This is a genomic window from Maricaulis maris, assembly GCF_003634045.1.
GTDB classification, from domain to species: Bacteria; Pseudomonadota; Alphaproteobacteria; order Caulobacterales; family Maricaulaceae; genus Maricaulis; species Maricaulis maris.
Genome location: NZ_RBIM01000003.1, coordinates 1 through 14954, shown reverse-complemented (window position 1 = coordinate 14954; position 14954 = coordinate 1). Strand labels below are relative to the sequence as shown.

At 63.2% G+C, this 14954-nt stretch carries 17 protein-coding genes; 6 read left to right on the top strand and 11 right to left on the bottom strand.

The window, feature by feature from the left end:
* Positions 1–5: 5 nt before the first annotated feature.
* Together C7435_RS06055 and C7435_RS06050 are read right to left on the bottom strand one after the other, a co-directional pair.
* Positions 6–677 carry an exonuclease domain-containing protein gene (locus tag C7435_RS06055; RefSeq protein ID WP_170150355.1) on the bottom strand — a complete coding sequence of 224 codons (672 nt, stop codon included), beginning with the start codon at positions 675–677 and terminating at the stop codon, positions 6–8.
* A 122-nt stretch (positions 678–799) separates the two neighbouring features.
* Positions 800–1561 (bottom strand): PhoH family protein, encoded by a 762-nt coding sequence (locus tag C7435_RS06050; RefSeq protein WP_075189299.1) that lies wholly within the window; start codon positions 1559–1561, stop codon positions 800–802.
* 301 nt (positions 1562–1862) lie between these two features.
* Here C7435_RS06050 and C7435_RS06045 point away from each other — a divergent pair, with 301 nt between their 5' ends.
* Positions 1863–2393 carry a gamma carbonic anhydrase family protein gene (locus C7435_RS06045; RefSeq protein ID WP_121210424.1) on the top strand — a complete coding sequence of 177 codons (531 nt, stop codon included), beginning with the start codon at positions 1863–1865 and terminating at the stop codon, positions 2391–2393.
* 24 nt (positions 2394–2417) lie between these two features.
* Here the strand turns inward: C7435_RS06045 and C7435_RS06040 are convergent, their stop codons facing one another.
* The 3 genes from C7435_RS06040 to C7435_RS06030 all read right to left on the bottom strand — a co-directional run bounded on the left by C7435_RS06040 (position 2418) and on the right by C7435_RS06030 (position 4301).
* Positions 2418–2942 (bottom strand): DUF4339 domain-containing protein, encoded by a 525-nt coding sequence (locus C7435_RS06040; protein WP_075189301.1) that lies wholly within the window; start codon positions 2940–2942, stop codon positions 2418–2420.
* Positions 2943–3057: 115 nt separating this feature from the next.
* A complete protein-coding gene (locus C7435_RS06035) occupies positions 3058–3681 on the bottom strand; it encodes a PilZ domain-containing protein (RefSeq protein ID WP_083635004.1) in 624 nt (207 codons plus the stop codon).
* 59 nt (positions 3682–3740) lie between these two features.
* A complete protein-coding gene (locus C7435_RS06030; RefSeq protein WP_075189302.1) occupies positions 3741–4301 on the bottom strand; it encodes a PAS domain-containing protein in 561 nt (186 codons plus the stop codon).
* A gap of 206 nt (positions 4302–4507) precedes the next feature.
* Between C7435_RS06030 and C7435_RS06025 the strand changes: the two genes are divergently transcribed.
* The gene (locus C7435_RS06025) at positions 4508–5410 is read left to right on the top strand and encodes a hypothetical protein (RefSeq protein WP_121210423.1); all 903 of its coding nucleotides are present in this window, start codon (positions 4508–4510) and stop codon (positions 5408–5410) included.
* Positions 5411–6094: 684 nt separating this feature from the next.
* On the opposite strand, the gene C7435_RS06020 is transcribed toward C7435_RS06025, so the two are convergent.
* Positions 6095–7513 carry an alginate export family protein gene (locus tag C7435_RS06020; RefSeq protein WP_121210422.1) on the bottom strand — a complete coding sequence of 473 codons (1419 nt, stop codon included), beginning with the start codon at positions 7511–7513 and terminating at the stop codon, positions 6095–6097.
* 100 nt (positions 7514–7613) lie between these two features.
* Between C7435_RS06020 and C7435_RS06015 the strand changes: the two genes are divergently transcribed.
* Together C7435_RS06015 and C7435_RS06010 are read left to right on the top strand one after the other, a co-directional pair.
* Positions 7614–7949 (top strand): ArsR/SmtB family transcription factor, encoded by a 336-nt coding sequence (locus C7435_RS06015; protein ID WP_233350693.1) that lies wholly within the window; start codon positions 7614–7616, stop codon positions 7947–7949.
* Between the two features lie 78 nt (positions 7950–8027).
* Complete coding sequence (locus tag C7435_RS06010) at positions 8028–8393, top strand: hypothetical protein (protein ID WP_121210421.1); 366 nt, start codon at positions 8028–8030, stop codon at positions 8391–8393.
* A gap of 129 nt (positions 8394–8522) precedes the next feature.
* Here C7435_RS06010 and hfaD read toward each other — a convergent pair whose 3' ends face one another.
* Genes hfaD through hfaA form a run of 3 tightly spaced genes read right to left on the bottom strand, consistent with a single transcriptional unit; the run spans position 8523 to position 11098 of the window.
* A complete protein-coding gene (gene hfaD / locus C7435_RS06005; RefSeq protein WP_147422638.1) occupies positions 8523–9761 on the bottom strand; it encodes a holdfast anchor protein HfaD in 1239 nt (412 codons plus the stop codon).
* Positions 9676–10680 carry a holdfast anchoring protein HfaB gene (gene hfaB, locus C7435_RS06000; RefSeq protein WP_075189307.1) on the bottom strand — a complete coding sequence of 335 codons (1005 nt, stop codon included), beginning with the start codon at positions 10678–10680 and terminating at the stop codon, positions 9676–9678. Before hfaB ends, hfaD begins: the two co-directional genes overlap by 86 nt.
* Positions 10667–11098: a holdfast anchoring protein HfaA gene (hfaA, locus tag C7435_RS05995; RefSeq protein WP_121210419.1), complete on the bottom strand. Its 432-nt coding sequence runs from the start codon at positions 11096–11098 to the stop codon at positions 10667–10669. Before hfaA ends, hfaB begins: the two co-directional genes overlap by 14 nt.
* A gap of 156 nt (positions 11099–11254) precedes the next feature.
* Here hfaA and C7435_RS05990 point away from each other — a divergent pair, with 156 nt between their 5' ends.
* Positions 11255–11932: a rhomboid family intramembrane serine protease gene (locus C7435_RS05990; RefSeq protein ID WP_170150354.1), complete on the top strand. Its 678-nt coding sequence runs from the start codon at positions 11255–11257 to the stop codon at positions 11930–11932.
* Here the strand turns inward: C7435_RS05990 and C7435_RS05985 are convergent, their stop codons facing one another.
* A complete protein-coding gene (locus tag C7435_RS05985) occupies positions 11933–12541 on the bottom strand; it encodes a GDYXXLXY domain-containing protein (RefSeq protein ID WP_121210417.1) in 609 nt (202 codons plus the stop codon). It abuts the gene before it with no gap.
* Positions 12538–13833: a DUF2157 domain-containing protein gene (locus tag C7435_RS05980; RefSeq protein ID WP_121210416.1), complete on the bottom strand. Its 1296-nt coding sequence runs from the start codon at positions 13831–13833 to the stop codon at positions 12538–12540. Before C7435_RS05980 ends, C7435_RS05985 begins: the two co-directional genes overlap by 4 nt.
* Before the next feature lie 193 nt (positions 13834–14026).
* Between C7435_RS05980 and C7435_RS05975 the strand changes: the two genes are divergently transcribed.
* Positions 14027–14455, top strand: a complete 429-nt coding sequence (locus C7435_RS05975) for a CBS domain-containing protein (protein ID WP_075189312.1) — start codon at positions 14027–14029, stop codon at positions 14453–14455.
* Positions 14456–14954 lie beyond the last annotated feature (499 nt).

Here is a 14954-nt window from a genome sequence, read left to right as displayed (position 1 = left end):
TGAGGCTATTGCCCGGCTGAGCCGGTCTCATGCGAGCGAGCCTGAATGGCGTGCAGCACGGCGAGATTCCATTCCGCGCCGGACAGGCCGGTATGGTCCAGCGGATTACTGGTTTCCGCTTCCAAGCCCAGTTCAGCAGCAACGTCGCCATTCATCATGTCCGGGATGCCCGCTCCCCAAGCCAGTGACGGTATGTCGAGCAGGAAGTAGGTGAAATGCTCGCGAAAGCTCGAGCCATGCTGGCGCAGGAGTGCGTCGAGAAAATTGCGGTCGAAATAGGCGTTGTAGGCGGTAAAGAGCATGGTCCGATCTCCGCGCGTGCTGTCATGGAAATCGAGGAAGGCCGCAACCGCGTCGGCTTCGCTCAGGGCGCCCAACTCGGTCCAGCGGGTTTCGTCGAAACCGTTCATGCCACGGACAAGGGCCGAGGCCCGTTCGGGGTGGTCAGGATGAATGCGGACAAAGAAGCGGCCGAGTTCCCGGCCATCAAGATCGGTGTAGATCGCGCCGATATCGATCATCTCATGCGTGCCGGGTTCCAGCCCGGTCGTCTCGACATCAACAATGGCCAAACCCCATTCGTCAGGATGGGCGTGCGGCGGGTAGAGGCCTTGGGCTGTGGTGGCTGGGACAATCGTGAAGAGCACAAGGAGCGCGGCGAGCGTGATGCGAAACATGAGAAAACACCTCGATTGATCTGGGCCCTGTGTAGACGTGCTGTGCGACGCCGACATGTCGGGCGCACGAGAAACGGCGCGACCCATGGGCCGCGCCGCTTTCGTTTCCGGGCCGTGCCGGGCTAGAGCACGGTCAACATCGTCGCCACCAGTGGATGGCGGACAATATCCTCGGCAGCCAGTCGGCAGACGGCGATGTCTTCGAGTTCTTCCATTTTGTCGGCGATCTGGGCGAGGCCGGACATTTCCGGCAGAAGATCGGTCTGGGCCGGGTCGCCGGTGACGACCATGGTGGAATTCCAGCCCAAGCGGGTCAGCAGCATTTTGAGCTGGCCGTAGGTACAGTTCTGGGCTTCGTCGACAACCACGAAGGCATTGTTCAGCGTCCGGCCGCGCATGTATCCGATCGGGGCGATCTCGATCAGGCCTTCGGCCATCATCGCCTTGAGTTTTTTCGGGCTGAGACGGTCCGCGAGGGCGTCGTAGAGCGGTCGCAGATAAGGCGCGAGTTTTTCTTCCATGGCGCCGGGCAGGAAGCCGATGGATTCGCCGGCTTCGACCGCGGGACGGGACAAGACGATGCGGCTGACCGACCCGGCTTCTAGGGCTTCGACGCCCTTGGCGACGGCGAGAAAGGTCTTGCCGGTACCGGCGGGTCCGAGGGCGAGGACGAGATTGTGATCGTCGATTGATTTCATCAGCGTCGCCTGCCCGTCCGAGCGGGGTTTGACATTCTTGATGAAGCGCTGGTCCCGCATCGGATCCTTGGCGTCCGGAGACCAATTGGTGCCGGGGAAGAGGGCGCGGACCTTCGTCTCCTCGGTTTCGTAATGCGATGTATTGAACTCGGCGCGTTGGCGACGCTTGACGATACGCTTACCCATGGCTGGAACCTCCACACATGAAAAACCCCTCGGCCGGAAGGCGAGGGGCGAAGACACTTTGCAACGGAAATGATTCGAAGGACTCGAAGGGCAGGGATCCGGATGATCCGGACGATCCTGGCGGGCTGGGTCGCAGACTGGTCATACCGTCTACCCGGTGCCTCCCTTGGAGTTGCCGACAACGATGCAGGACCGAATGGGCTGGTCTCGAATCGCGGTTACAGTGTCAGTGTAACCCGGTGAAGAAGTTCTGAACGAGCGTGTCGCGAATATTTCACGCAAAAGAAATTGGGAGACGGAAATGGCGATCTATGCATTGGGCGATTCGAGCCCGACCTTGCCGGATGTGGACAGTTACTGGGTCGCCGAAAGCGCACAGGTGATGGGGCGGGTGGTCCTCAAGCCGGGCGCGAGTGTCTGGTATGGCGCCGTTATCCGCGGCGACAATGATCCGATCACGCTCGGTGAGAATTCCAATGTCCAGGACGGCGCAGTCTTGCATACCGATGAGGGCATACCGCTGACCATCGGCAAGGGAGTCACGATCGGTCACCAGGCCATGCTGCATGGTTGCACCATTGGTGATGGCTGTCTGATCGGGATTGGCTCGACCATCCTCAACGGTGCAAAGGTCGGGAAGAATTGCATTATCGGCGCCCACGCGCTGATCACCGAGGGCAAGGAAATTCCGGACAATTCACTGGTAGTCGGTTCGCCCGGCCGTGTCATGAAGACGCTGGGGCCGGAAATGGCCGAACTGCTTGCAGCCTCGGCCGACCACTACGTCGCCAACTGGAAAAAGCACAAAACGCAACTGCGCCGGATTGATTGATCTCTCGCGAAGTGGATTGGCGCCCTAGTGGGCGCGGCTCCACAGTTCGCGGATATTCTGGTCGGCATCGCGTCCCAGATTGAACCAGGCGGCGCGATCATGCGAAGCGTCGATCACCAGAAGCTTGTCTTCGCGTCCCAAAATGTGACTCAGCTCATTGCGCAGCACCGCTGACGTCGTCGGGCCGCGCAGCAGCCAGACATTGCCGGTGATCGATTCGATATCGCCATAGGCTTTCAGCGCGTTGCGGAACTCAGCGCCATTCTCGGACTGGATTTCGGCAATGACGACGAAATTGGCGGGCCGGGCGCCCGGTGTCACGCGTTTCTCCGGTTCCGGAGACGTCTTTGATTCGCCGAGCCATTCGCGGAAATCATCGATATCTGACGCCTGTTGCCACAGGCCGTCACGTTCGGGGCAGACCTGGGAATGCGCCGCAATCCGCCCTTCACCGACGAAGGCGCGCATTTGCTGGGGGGTATAGGGGCCGTAGACACGACCCTCGACTTTCACAAACCAGGACATTGCGATTCCGTCATCGCGAGGCATTTCGGATCTCTTTTGCACTTTGTTACGTACCGCCTATCACCCGGATACGGCAAGAATCGGGCCGCATTTGAGGAAATCCCCGGAAAGGCGAAGAAAATATCGATCTGCGACTCGTTTAAGCTGCTTCGTGGCCCGATGCTGCGGCCTCAGGCGGATCGAACACGACCGCGAACCCATTGTCCAGAATGCGGGCCACACGTCCTGACATCTCACCGACACGCAGGGTTTCGCCAACGCGCGGACGCTCAAGGCACTCGAACGCTGCGCCGGTGACCGAGACGTCGACCACATTGGCCTGGATGATCACCCCGTCCGCCAACAAGATCTTGGCGCGACCACGTCCGGGCTTGCGCGGTGCGGTACGGTCTTCGTCCAGGCCCAGGCGGTCCTTGTTGAAACGCCAGGTGATGGCGTCGGCGAGCTTGTCGCGCTTGCGCAGCGGGGCGTTGAATCGGATTGAAATTTCTTCGCCGTCCTGGCGAACGATCTCGCCTTCGATGCGACCGATCGAGGCGATCATCAGGACGATCCGTGTTTCTGGGGGCATGCGCAGGCGGGCAACGATGCGCGCGCCGCCGGGCGAGATGTCGATCAGGCGGCAGGCGTGTTCGCCATTGGCTTCTGACCAGAAACGGCCATGCAGCTGCAGCGGGACCCGGGCGTGACGACGACGCTCCTGGGCACCGCGAGCGGCGATCTTGATTTTGCGTCGGTCGAGCCGGCCGGGTTCGTCATGCATCGCAATGACCTCCTGCGAGCCGTCACCCTAGGCGCAAAGGCGTTAAAAAGGTTTTGCGATCACTGATCGTTTGCGACCTTTTGCATCCGTGCCCCGTTGTCGACAGCCAGTCCGGGAAAAATATGCCCCGGAATGGCCGGCGGGTGGATTTCCCGCAGGCTGGTCCGGACCACCGGGCGCCCCTTGAAGGCGTCGGTCGTATCGAGCGGCTGGAACAGGCCGAGTGTGCGGTCGATCGTGCCAGACGGGCCACGTAGCGGCAGGAAGGATATCTCCACCGGCAGCTGGTGCATGTCGAGACTGGAGGCACGGGCGATCAGTGAGGCCGGCGCGCAGCCGGTGATCGAGGCTTCCAGCACCGCCTGGACATGGGTGCGGTCATGACCGCGCCACAGTGACAGAAAGTTCTGGTCGCGGAATTCACGCTGATAGAGGTCGCACAAATGGGTGCCGGCAAGGCGGAAAATATGGTGTTGCGGATCGGCACGCCACAGAATGAAGACATGACCGAGCAGCCGCGCGATGTCCTGCGGTTCGATATCGGCACGATGCGGCGCGGCGCCGCCCTGGCGTCGGGTCTGCCAATAGGCATGCAGGGCTTTCGATTGCGCATGGCGCATGGACGTCTCCACTCGTTTCATTTCGGCTGACCGCGGCACACTGGCCGTTGTTCACGCCTGTCCCGCTTCAAGAACGGGGCCATACGCCTCACGCGGGAATGGTCGTGCGCGGCACTCATCAACCGGGCGAAACCGGTGTTGCCGGGCGGGACGTCAACATGGCCCTGCCCTTGCAAGGACAGGGGCAATACGTAAGGAGCACAACCATGCGCGTTTCAGCCCGGCACGCTTTTCTGATCCCAGCGACCGCTGCGTTCGCCCTGTTTGCCGCCCCGGCTTCGGCTGGTGGAGGTGGCGGCGGCGGAGGAGGTGGTGGCGGCCCATGCTGTACGCCGCCGCCCCCACCGCCATCCTGCTGCACGCATGGCGGTGGCCACACGGTCAATGTCCCGAACATCAATATCCATGGCGGCAATATCAATGTCGGCGTGAATGTCTCGACCCGGGTCAATGTGAACACCAATGTCAATGTCAACGCCTCGGCCAACGCCAATGCCGGCGCGAGCGCCGGGGCCGGCGCCGGTGCGGTGACCTTCATCGGTGGTGGCTCCTACACGCCGATGACGACCGCGCCCGCGGCGACCGCGATCACCGGCCTCAATGTGGTAGGCGTCGAGGAAGAGTCCGAGTACGAGTATTACGAGGAAGAGCGGACCCGCTGGGTCGAGGAATGGCGCGTCGTGCGCGCTGTCTGCGTCGACGATAACGGCACGCCGCATCCCGCATCCCGCGTCGATGCCGAGGATCGTGTCGGCACCACTTTCGACGGTGAAATCTTCCGCTGCATGGCCGGCACGGCGATGCAGACCACGATCGGCTGGGTCATCGACGGTGTCTATGACTGGGACGAGGCCCCGACCATCATGTGCCGCAAGGGCGAGGCCCTGCGCCATTCGGCCGGCGGCAATCTGCGTTGCGAGACCCAGATCCCGCGCCGTAACTGCAATGAGCGTTCGCTTCTTCGCATGCATGGCCCCGGCGTGAAAATGATCTTCATGCGCCGTGAGGAACACTATACCGAGCGCGTCCGCCGCGAGGTTGAACGCGAACGTCGCCAGACCGTCTCCATGACCCTCATGCTGGACGGTGGCGTCGGCGGCTATCGCTGAGCCCGACGCGTTGAAATCATCATCCACTGACTGCCCCGGCCTATTTCAGGTCGGGGCATTTTTTCATCCCACAAGCGCCAGGATCGCCACAGCGGGATCGCCTGGCGTTTTGGATGGGAGGGAACGGGATGTCGGCCAATGCCGATAACCGGTTGATTTTATAACGTGACATCGCCGACATCCCGTTCGCGGAGTTTTCCCGGGTGTCTCCACCCCGATTCCAATGCGTCAGGTAGATGGGGTCGGTCGTTTAGTGCCCCGCGACCTGGTCGCACGCCCTGCCGGAGCTTCGGACTGTCACATCCAACGCGCGGACAGGCTCCGCACGTTTCCGGGCACAAGTGACTGAGCTCGCGCCTCCCGTCTCGAAAACCAAGGGCATTATCGCCTGCTGTGGAGGGGGAGGATAAGTATGCTGTATTTTTTGCGGGGGGCGCTTTCCCTCTCCCTTGGGAGAGGGGCAGGGTGAGGGGTAAATCCCGGTGATCGCGGGAGGACTCCCCCTCATCCGCGCTACGCGCACCTTCTCCCCAAGGAGAAGGAAAGTGGTGCAGGGCGCGGATAAACTGTGTCTTTCTGCCCCCGCTTTCGGGGGAAGTGGGCTCAGCTTCGCGCAGCGAAGCAGAGGTCGAAGGGGGCGCGAGCGGAGCGAGGGAATGCCGCCTCGTTCGGCCTTGGCCTATCTCAGAACGCGAAGGTCGCTTGGGCGTAGCCGAATAATGTCCGGTCGGGGGCGGGGCTTCCCGGTGCGTTGTCGGCGAACTCGCCGGGCAGGAGGAGGGAGGCGCCGACTTCCAGTTCCAGACCTTCGGCGAGGCCGTGATAGCGGACGCGACCGTCCAGCGTGTGGCCGACAAAGCTGCCGGATTGGCCAGTTTCGTCGCGCAGATTGGCAATGACCCAGCGGTCGGTATTGCTGTCGAGTGAGGCGGCCGACCAGGCGAGACGTCCGTCCCAGTCCGGGGCCGGTGCGACTTCGAGGCGGATACCCGGCGCGTTGAGATTGGCCGGGGTGAGGGGGCCATGCAGGCTTGTATTGTTGAGATCGGTGCGGCGGGAACCGAACAGGCGTTCATACTGATCGAAGCGCCCGTCATTCGGGTCCTCATCGCCGCTGGCCCAATAATATTCCAGCGCCATGCGCGGCTTCCAAGCATGCTCGAATGTGTAGCCAAGCGCCGCGAAAAGCATGCCGGCACTGACATCCAGATTGGTGGTGTCGGTGGCAGCGCTGCTGGCGCGACGACGCCCGAACCGCCAGGCTGCTTCAAGATCGAGATCGAGCCGGCCGGTCGCCGGAGCGCGATGCAGGCGAAAGCCCGGCGTGACGTAATGGCGGTTCGGTGTCGGCCTGGCGTCGGTGTCACGCTCCTCCAAACCGTAGACGAACAGGTCGCCGGACAGGCCGGGCCAGAAATCCGGAATCAGGTCGGGGCGCTGGTAGTGGACGGCCCAGATGGTGCGGTTCCATTCTTCTTCATCGCCGGACATCTGATTGTCACCGATCGCGACGCGGTCGCCCGGGTGCCGCGCCACCGGGGCGAGCATCAGCGCGTGGAAACGGTCGCCGCGCGCGCTGGTCGCCGTATAATAGGCGCCGGTGTGGCTCTTGATGACATTGGCATAGCTGATCCGCTCGATCTGGCGTTTCGAACCGATGCTGACGGTCTGCCGACCCAGGGTGAGGTGGGCGTCGGACCCGTCACCAAAGACGGACGGTGTCTCGACGCGGACATAGGCCTGCAAGATGTCGAGCGGATTGACGGTCCCGGTGCTGAGGGGTGTGCCGCTATCGTCGAAATAGGCACGACTGTCCTGCAGCTCGATGCCGAAGCGCGCGACCGGGGTCGTCAGGCGGGCGTGCAGGAGTGTGCGCAGGAAGAGGGCTTGGTCGGAACCGGCGCGACCGGCGCGAAATTGCCCGTCGAGGCTCTCATAACGGGCACGGGTTTCGCCGGAAAGGTCAAACTGGAAATCGGTTGATGCGTCGTTCTGGGCTCGTGCACCGGCGGTACCCGCCATGAAAACCGCAATGATCGCCAGCAGCCGGGCAGGGCGGGTGAACCGGCCGGTTTGCAGCTTGGATACGCAGAAACGCTTCATGACTCTTCCCGATTTTCACGCAAGATTGGATGATTGCACCACAGGCGCTCGCCGCTTAGCGTGCCCGGTTCAATGATTCAAGAATAATTGAAGTGACAATATGATGAATGACCACGACGCGGCGACACGGCTTTCGACCCTCGCGCATGATGTCCGTTTGCGCGTGTTCCGGACGGTGATGTCGGCGGGACCTGCGGGCATGCCGGCCAGCAAGATCGCTGATGCCGTCGAGATATCGCGCAACAACCTGTCCGCCCACCTCAATATCTTCCTCCAGGCCGGGCTGATGGATGTCGAACCCTCGGGACGGCAACGCATCTACCGGATCAATCTGACCGCCGTGTCGGACACGATCGGCTATCTGGTCGCTGATTGTTGCCAGGGGCATCCCGAGGTCTGTGATGCGCTGGGCAAGCATTTGCGGACTCCCTGTTGATTCAATTATACATGAATCATTGAATCTAATTCCTGGCATCGGCATACTCATTCCCGCCATCACCAATGGGAGGAATGAATGGTAATTTCGGGAATTATCGCAGCTCTGGCGGCCCTGCAGGCTGGTGCGAGCGTCGAGCCTGCCGGGGCCGATATCAATATCCGGATCATCGGACGTGGCACCATGGAATGCGCAATCACGACGACTGATGGCAACGCCAACCGCCGCGCCCGGGCGCGAGCCTCGGCGTATGACTCCATCCGTATGGACGACGCGCTCAGTGCTGCGTGTACCTATGACGTGCCGGATGGTGGCGAGCTGATTATCCGTTTCATCGAAACAGACGGGTTTGCCTGTCCGTTCGATGCTGGCATCGATGAGGAGAGTTGCAACACGACCATCGACGGCCCCGCCGAAGGGGCGTTCGAACTCATCGCCAACTGATCACCGGACAGGGTCACTGGACTGGATCGCCGAACTGGATCATCGGCGGGCCGCCCTTCAAGCCAGAAAAAAGCCCCGGTCGCACAACACGCGACCGGGGCCAGGTTTTCCCAAGGCTATGGGATTTCTTCAGTTGCCCGTGTACGGGTTCACTGTCTGATAGGTGGCGGAATTGCCGATCGCGGTGGCCGCGCCGGAGAGGACGCCGCCGGTATTCATGCGGCCTGTTACGACCGAACTGACCGCGGCATTATTAGTCTGATTGGTATTGCCCCAGGCCGTGACCGGGCATTCCGAACAGACATAGGTCGTCGCAGCATTGCCGAAGACGGTCGCCGAGACCAGGGCCGAACCGCCGGCATCACCGTCCAGATTGGCGCGCGCGCTGACGGCGCCATTATTGGTCTGGTCGAGGCCCATGAAGGCGTCAGCGCCGATATTGGAGAGGATGGCGGAATTGCCGACACCCTCGGCCGACACGCTCAGCACGTCGGCGTCGAAATTGCCGACCAGGATTTCCGACTCGGCCGTGACCGCGCCGTCATTGTCCTGCTCGCCCTGGATATGGGCATAGCCGTTTTCATTCTGCATCCACACCGAATTGCCGTTCGCTGAAGAGACCACGGTTTGCGTGCGCGCCGTTCCACCGGCATCGGTGCGGGCGCGGGCCGTGACAGCGCCGCGATTGTCCTGGTCGACATCAACGACTTGCGACGGGCCATTGTGATAGCCCTCCAGCTGCGCCGAATTGCCATTCGCCGCGCCGAGCACGGTGGCCGCATAGCCCAGCCCGCCATCAGGGGCGAGCACATAGCCGTCGGCGCTCACATCGGCACCGCTATCCTGGCGCAGGGCAAGCGACGTGTCGCTGCCATAGGTCGTGCCTTGGAAGGCATTGGCCGACGCCGTCGCCGAGGTGACCGAGGAGATCGCATAGCTGCCGACTTCCAGGCGCGCGGTCGCATTGACGCTCGAGCCGTCCAGCGCCGTCTGGTTGATCGCCGCGTCCATGCCATTGTCATTGATCACGCTGGCCGAATTGCCCATCGCCGAAGCGGTGGTGATGGCAGCGCCGTCAATAATCGTGGCACGCGTTTCCGCGCGGGCATCGACCGAGCCGGAGAAGGTCTGGTCGGACTGGATGTCATGTCGCTCGACAACGTCTACGGTCAGCGCATTGGCGGCGCCGATGGCAGACATGGAGGCGGCATCGGCCTGTTCGGTCTCACCTTCCGTCACGACCGAGATCGCGGCGTCCAGATTGACCTGGCCGTTGAGGATCTCAGTCGTATCGTCCGCGAAGATAGGTGCGCACGTGATCGTCGCGGCGCTCATGCCCGCGATCAACATTGCTGCGCGCTTGGACATTGGAGGTCTCCCGTTGACCGTAGGTGTTGGCGGCGTTGACGCCGCCGGTGACATTGGTGTGGCCGCCCGTGCTGCCGCCGATCGGATCGGCATAGTGGCAGGCGGCGGCCGGATCGACGCCGTACATTTGTGCCGAGATTTCCAGGACGGCGCGCTCGATCACCGAGCGCACGGCCAGCTGGACCGGCTCGAGCGAACGTCCGCCACCGGAAATGTCGATCACCGCATCATCCCAGAAGGCAAAGACGCCGGCCGAGATTTCGCGGCCGATGATCTGCTTCTGGTAGGAGATGACGTCGACGGTCTCCATCGTGCGCGTCTCGTTGAGGCGCAGGTCGAGGCCGATATTCATTACCCACATGCGGCGGTTGAAGACGCCGGTCGGATCACTGTCGATGCGATCACCGCCCAGCACGTCGATGCCGGAGGAGCGGATATTGTAGTTGAGCTCGGTAATGCCGCCGACCAGGTGATAGTCGGAGCCCGGTAGCGAGGCCGCGAGGATCTGGCGCTGGCTGCCATTATCGCCGATCAGCGAATTGTTGGCATAGCGCAGTTCCAGCTCGGACACCGATGTATCAAAACGCTCCACCAGGCGCACACCGGCCTTGGCAAAGGCTGAGATCGCCATCAGGGACGCGCCCTGGGTGACGGCAGCGCCGCCTTCCAGTGAGGCGCGGCCGGTATAGTCGGCCAAGCGCCCGACCGCGATGCGCGGCGATTGCAGATTATGCTCGCGGGCGTAATTGGCCAGGCAGACCAACGCCTCGGAATAGGGCGTCGGGTTGGCCGTGACAGGGGCGCCGCCAATCGGCGTCGCATAATTGCCGTCGGCGCCGCCAGTGCGGGCCGTGGTGGCGCAACCGGTCAGCGCCAGCGCGCTGACGAGTGTCGCCATCAAAAGCTTAGTCTTGGTCATTGTCCGTACTCTCATCGCCTTGGGCCGTTGCGCTGGCGTTGATGTCGCCATTATTGATTTGGGTGGAATTCACGATGACCGTGTTCCATTGGCCGCTCACATTGACATTGAGCTGGTTGCCGATAGCGGAGGCGTTTGCGCCGACGCCGCCACTGCCAAACAGGCCGGTCCGGGTGGAAACCCCGACACCGGTCTGGATGATTCCGTCAATGATCACGCGATTGCCGGCGCTTGAGCGGGCCGCCGCTCCGGCGCTGGCGCTGGCACCCGACCAGGGCTGGCTCGCCTGGGCCGATGTACCGCCATAGGGCTGCTCCCAACCGGCCGTCGTCTCTGCCGTTTGTGCCTGGGCCGCAGCAGAGAGGGCTGCGAGGGCAAAAGCGGCACCGGCGAGGGTGGTGAAGCTGCGCGTGTTCATTGTGTCATGTCCTTTTAGACGCGAATTCTGTGTCACGGGTTGCAACGGGCATGCCAAAGGGGGTGTTGCCCTAAATACGTTCCCCTACAGGGGGAATCGTGTCGCCCTGACCGCATGATTGCCTGAATGGGCCACTTGGATACGGGAGTCGGGACGATGAGTGTGCCGCAGCGGGACGAGTCCGGGGGGGCGTGGAATGCGGCGCCTCCGCCGAAGGCGCCGGTCTTCAATGCCATGCCGCCAGCGGTGCTGGTGATCGCGCTCAGCATTGTCGGCGTCTCGCTCGCCGGTCAGGTTTTGCCAGAATTTCAGCGCTGGATGTTCGAGGCCGGTGTCTTCATCGCGGCCGAGCGCGGTGCCCGCTTGCCGGCGCAACCCTTGGGCCCCGTCGCACCGCTCCTGCTGCACGCCTATATCCATTTCGGCCTGGCCCACATTGCCATCAACCTGGCCGTTCTGGTCGGAGCCGGACGGGCGGTCGGTGAACGGCTGGGCTCGGGGCTGCTCGGGTCTGCCGGTTTCGTCTTTCTGTTTTTCGCCTGCGCTGTGACCGGCGCTGCAGCGGCAGCCTTTTTTCACCAGGGCCCACCTGTGCAGATGGGCGGTGCGTCAACGGCCGTGTCAGGCCTGATCGCGGCGGCCGGCTGGGTCCGGGGCGGCTGGCGCGGCATGGCGCAGCTCGCCTTGCCGTGGATCGCGATCAATATCGTGATCGGGCTGGTTGGCGATCTGATGCCGATCCCGATCAGCTGGCTTGGCCATATTGGCGGCACGCTGGGCGGCATGATCCTGACGCCCCTGGTGATCGCCGTCTTTGCCGAGGCCGAAGACTGATCACCAGACCCGGTCGATCCGCCGTTCCCCGTCGATCTCGAAACCCTTGATCAGCAAATGTCCGGATGCGGGCACGGCGAGGATGACGCGCACTTGGCTGTTCCCCGGCTCATTTTCCGGCCCGTTTTCCGGCTCGCCATCAGTTCTGACACCGCGCAACCGGTCTTCAAGCGCCAGCGCTTCGCGGCGTCCGGCATAATAGCGCTCGATGTTGAACTGCGCGCGCACGCGGTCGCCGGCATGGCGAACATACCCCGTCGCCACCAGGCCGGTGCCGGGATGGTCCCGGTGGAGCGATACCGGACTGGCCAGCCCATCCTCGCCGATCTCGAGCGTCACGAAAATCGGCTCGCCCGCTTCAAACGCGTTGTCACCATCGAGCCTGTCGGGGTCGAGCGCGTGAAGCGGTGTGCGCAGCTGCGCGTAGTGGCCCAACAGCATGTCCCGCGGGTCATAACCCTCGACCGCCATCACCAGTTCCGGACTGTTGGCGCGGGCCTGTTCGTGGCGCACCAGCATGATGACCAGAAAAACCGTCATGGCGATCGCCATCAGGACGACATGGGTGAGGGGGCCGATGCGGGGTGGATTTGGACGGGGCCGGCTCATGCGTCACCGCCTGTCGCGTCGGCCTTGCCCCGTCGCAGCCGCCACAGCGCGAAACTGGCTGCAAACAGGATCAGCCCACCGACAAAGAAGAAGAGCGCGGTATCGAGAAGCCCCTCGAAGGTCTGCGCATAGATGTAGAGCGTCTGCAGCACAAAGCCTGACACACCGCAAACCCGCGCCATCAGGCTGTTATGGCGTTCGCCGATCAGGATCAGGGCGGTGAAGGCGGCATAGAGCAGCGCGCCGACGCCCATGCGCAGCAGGATGGAGCCGTCCGCAGCCTCGGCAATCAGGGGCAGGGCGGCGATGGCGAGGCCGACCGCAACCAGGCTGGCCGCGTCCCAATTGCGCAAGGCCCCGGTCAGGCGTCGCCACAGGATCAGCAGGGCAATAGCGATCATGGCCGGGGCGGCGATCATCGCGTAGGCGCCGGTCACAAGCTCGCGGTCAGCCGCATGCCCGCCCAGCGGGATCTGGACCAGGAAGGCGGCCAGCAGGGTCACCACCGTCATCCAGCCGGCGATGACACCAGCGCCGGCCAGCTTGCGGTCGCGCAGGCTGGCGGCGGCAAGGGCGACAGTCCCGAAGACCAGCGTGGCGGCGGATTGCAGGGCCAGGTGTCCGGTTGGATGGGCCGCCTGCCAAAGATACAAGGCGTGGGCAATCAACAACACCAAAGCTAGGGCAACCAGGTGCATCGACGCCGTTGAGCGCAGCCGGGTGGCGAGCACGGCGCTGGCGGTGGCTACCGGCAAATAGAGCCAGATGGCCCCGTCGACGAAGGGATTGGCCGCTTCCAGCCCGGCCCACAGGGCGCCCAGCCCGGTCGCCAGTATGAGGACGGGACGCGACCCGAGCTGCCAGGCCAGCCCGCCGCCCGCCACCGCCCAGATCAGCACGGCGGTATTGCGGAAGGCGGTCATGTTGAAGGTCTGCGCGGTCAACAGGATCGCCGCGCCGAACAGGGCCAGGCCGAGTACGGCAAGGGCATGTCCAAGCCGGGGCGCCTGGCGTTGGAAGGCTAGGCCGCTGCCCAGCAGGCTGGCCCACAGCGCCGCCAGCAAAACGCCGAAACGCGCCAGGCGCGGGATGGCCTCCCAATTGGCGCCGACAAAACTCAAGGCTGACAGGCCGAGCAGGACCGCGCCGAGCACGGTCAACGCGCCCAGCGCCGTTGCACCTCCGATCCGGGGCCCGACCGTGTCGAGAATGGCGTCGCGATTGTCCGTCTCGATCAGGCCGGCCGCGATCCAGCGGTCGAGATCCCGTGTCAGGCGGTGCCTGTAACCCATCACTTGCGCTCCCGACTGTCCCGGCTCTTCCTCAAGCCGGTTCCTCCCTACGAAGGTGTCGGAGGCCGGACCGCCTGTCCACGAAAGCTTGATTCACATCAGCGCATCGTTGGTCCGGCGCGATCGTTTGCGGGCGCGCTTGCCAGCCGGTTTTGTGGTATCGTGCAACTTCATCCTGATGGGAGGGCGAAAAATGATTGTTGAGGCGATACTGAGAGGCAAGGGCCGTGACGTGATCACGATCGGTGAAATGGCGACCCTTGAGGAAGCGGCGCGATTGCTGGACGCGCACGCGATCGGGGCCTTGCTGGTGGAAGACGGGCAGGGGCGGCCGGTCGCGGTCCTGTCCGAGCGTGACATTGTCCGCGAGATGGCGCTCAACGGCGCGGCCTGCCTGCACCGGCCGGTTGCCCACGCATTGACCCAGGCCTTTGTCACCGCCGGGCGCAATGCCGGACTCAACGAGTTGATGGTGTTGATGACCGAGCGCCGGGTCCGGCATGTTCCCATCTTTGATGGCGATGCGCTGCTGGGCATTATCTCGATCGGCGATGTCGTGAAGGCCAAGATTGCCGACATGGAGGCCGAGACCGCAGCCCTGCAGGCCTATATCCGTTCCTGACACGCGGCGCCGGTCTGTGGAATCAGGCAAGGCGCCTGCCCGGGTAGGGCCGCTCGCGCGGTCATCAGGCCAGCCAGCCGGCCTTGATCGGGCCCGGGCATGACCTTGGCGATGGCGAAAAATAAATTCTGCACACGGCGGAATGTCTTGCCAGACAGGGGGATGGCGGGACGCTCCGCGGCGCACTGCAGGAATATCCGCATCAGGGGGTTGCGTCCTGCGCGGCGTCCTGTAGAACCCCGCTCACACCGGCGCTGCCGCAGCGGTTTTCCTCTTGCGGTTCAGCGTCGTTTGCTTATTATACGAGGTCTTGTCGTTTTTCTAAGTCAGGTCGGCGCGTCAAACACACGCTCCGGGCAGAGAATTTTTCGCCGGTTTTCGGACTACTGAAAAGCTTCTGCAAGACCCTGAAGAACGTGATTGACTTCAAACTTGGGGCGGCTTAAACACCGCCCTCCTTGGCCGGGGCGGCGATTTGATTGTCCTTCGGTTATCGGGT

Bases quoted from the DNA above. Each gene is read 5' to 3' on its own strand.
- C7435_RS06030 (WP_075189302.1), bottom strand. From the start codon at position 4,301: ATGCGCCATGCGCAATCGAAAGCCCTGCATGCCTATTGGCAGACCCGA.
- hfaA (WP_121210419.1), bottom strand. From the start codon at position 11,098: ATGAACACGCGCAGCTTCACCACCCTCGCCGGTGCCGCTTTTGCCCTC.
- C7435_RS05975 (WP_075189312.1), top strand. From the start codon at position 14,027: ATGATTGTTGAGGCGATACTGAGAGGCAAGGGCCGTGACGTGATCACG.
- C7435_RS05990 (WP_170150354.1), top strand. From the start codon at position 11,255: ATGAGTGTGCCGCAGCGGGACGAGTCCGGGGGGGCGTGGAATGCGGCG.
- hfaB (WP_075189307.1), bottom strand. From the start codon at position 10,680: ATGACCAAGACTAAGCTTTTGATGGCGACACTCGTCAGCGCGCTGGCG.
- C7435_RS06035 (WP_083635004.1), bottom strand. From the start codon at position 3,681: ATGCATGACGAACCCGGCCGGCTCGACCGACGCAAAATCAAGATCGCC.
- C7435_RS06040 (WP_075189301.1), bottom strand. From the start codon at position 2,942: ATGCCTCGCGATGACGGAATCGCAATGTCCTGGTTTGTGAAAGTCGAG.
- hfaD (WP_147422638.1), bottom strand. From the start codon at position 9,761: ATGTCCAAGCGCGCAGCAATGTTGATCGCGGGCATGAGCGCCGCGACG.
- C7435_RS05980 (WP_121210416.1), bottom strand. From the start codon at position 13,833: ATGGGTTACAGGCACCGCCTGACACGGGATCTCGACCGCTGGATCGCG.
- C7435_RS06010 (WP_121210421.1), top strand. From the start codon at position 8,028: ATGGTAATTTCGGGAATTATCGCAGCTCTGGCGGCCCTGCAGGCTGGT.
- C7435_RS06055 (WP_170150355.1), bottom strand. From the start codon at position 677: ATGTTTCGCATCACGCTCGCCGCGCTCCTTGTGCTCTTCACGATTGTC.
- C7435_RS06020 (WP_121210422.1), bottom strand. From the start codon at position 7,513: ATGAAGCGTTTCTGCGTATCCAAGCTGCAAACCGGCCGGTTCACCCGC.
- C7435_RS05985 (WP_121210417.1), bottom strand. From the start codon at position 12,541: ATGAGCCGGCCCCGTCCAAATCCACCCCGCATCGGCCCCCTCACCCAT.
- C7435_RS06025 (WP_121210423.1), top strand. From the start codon at position 4,508: ATGCGCGTTTCAGCCCGGCACGCTTTTCTGATCCCAGCGACCGCTGCG.
- C7435_RS06015 (WP_233350693.1), top strand. From the start codon at position 7,614: ATGATGAATGACCACGACGCGGCGACACGGCTTTCGACCCTCGCGCAT.
- C7435_RS06045 (WP_121210424.1), top strand. From the start codon at position 1,863: ATGGCGATCTATGCATTGGGCGATTCGAGCCCGACCTTGCCGGATGTG.
- C7435_RS06050 (WP_075189299.1), bottom strand. From the start codon at position 1,561: ATGGGTAAGCGTATCGTCAAGCGTCGCCAACGCGCCGAGTTCAATACA.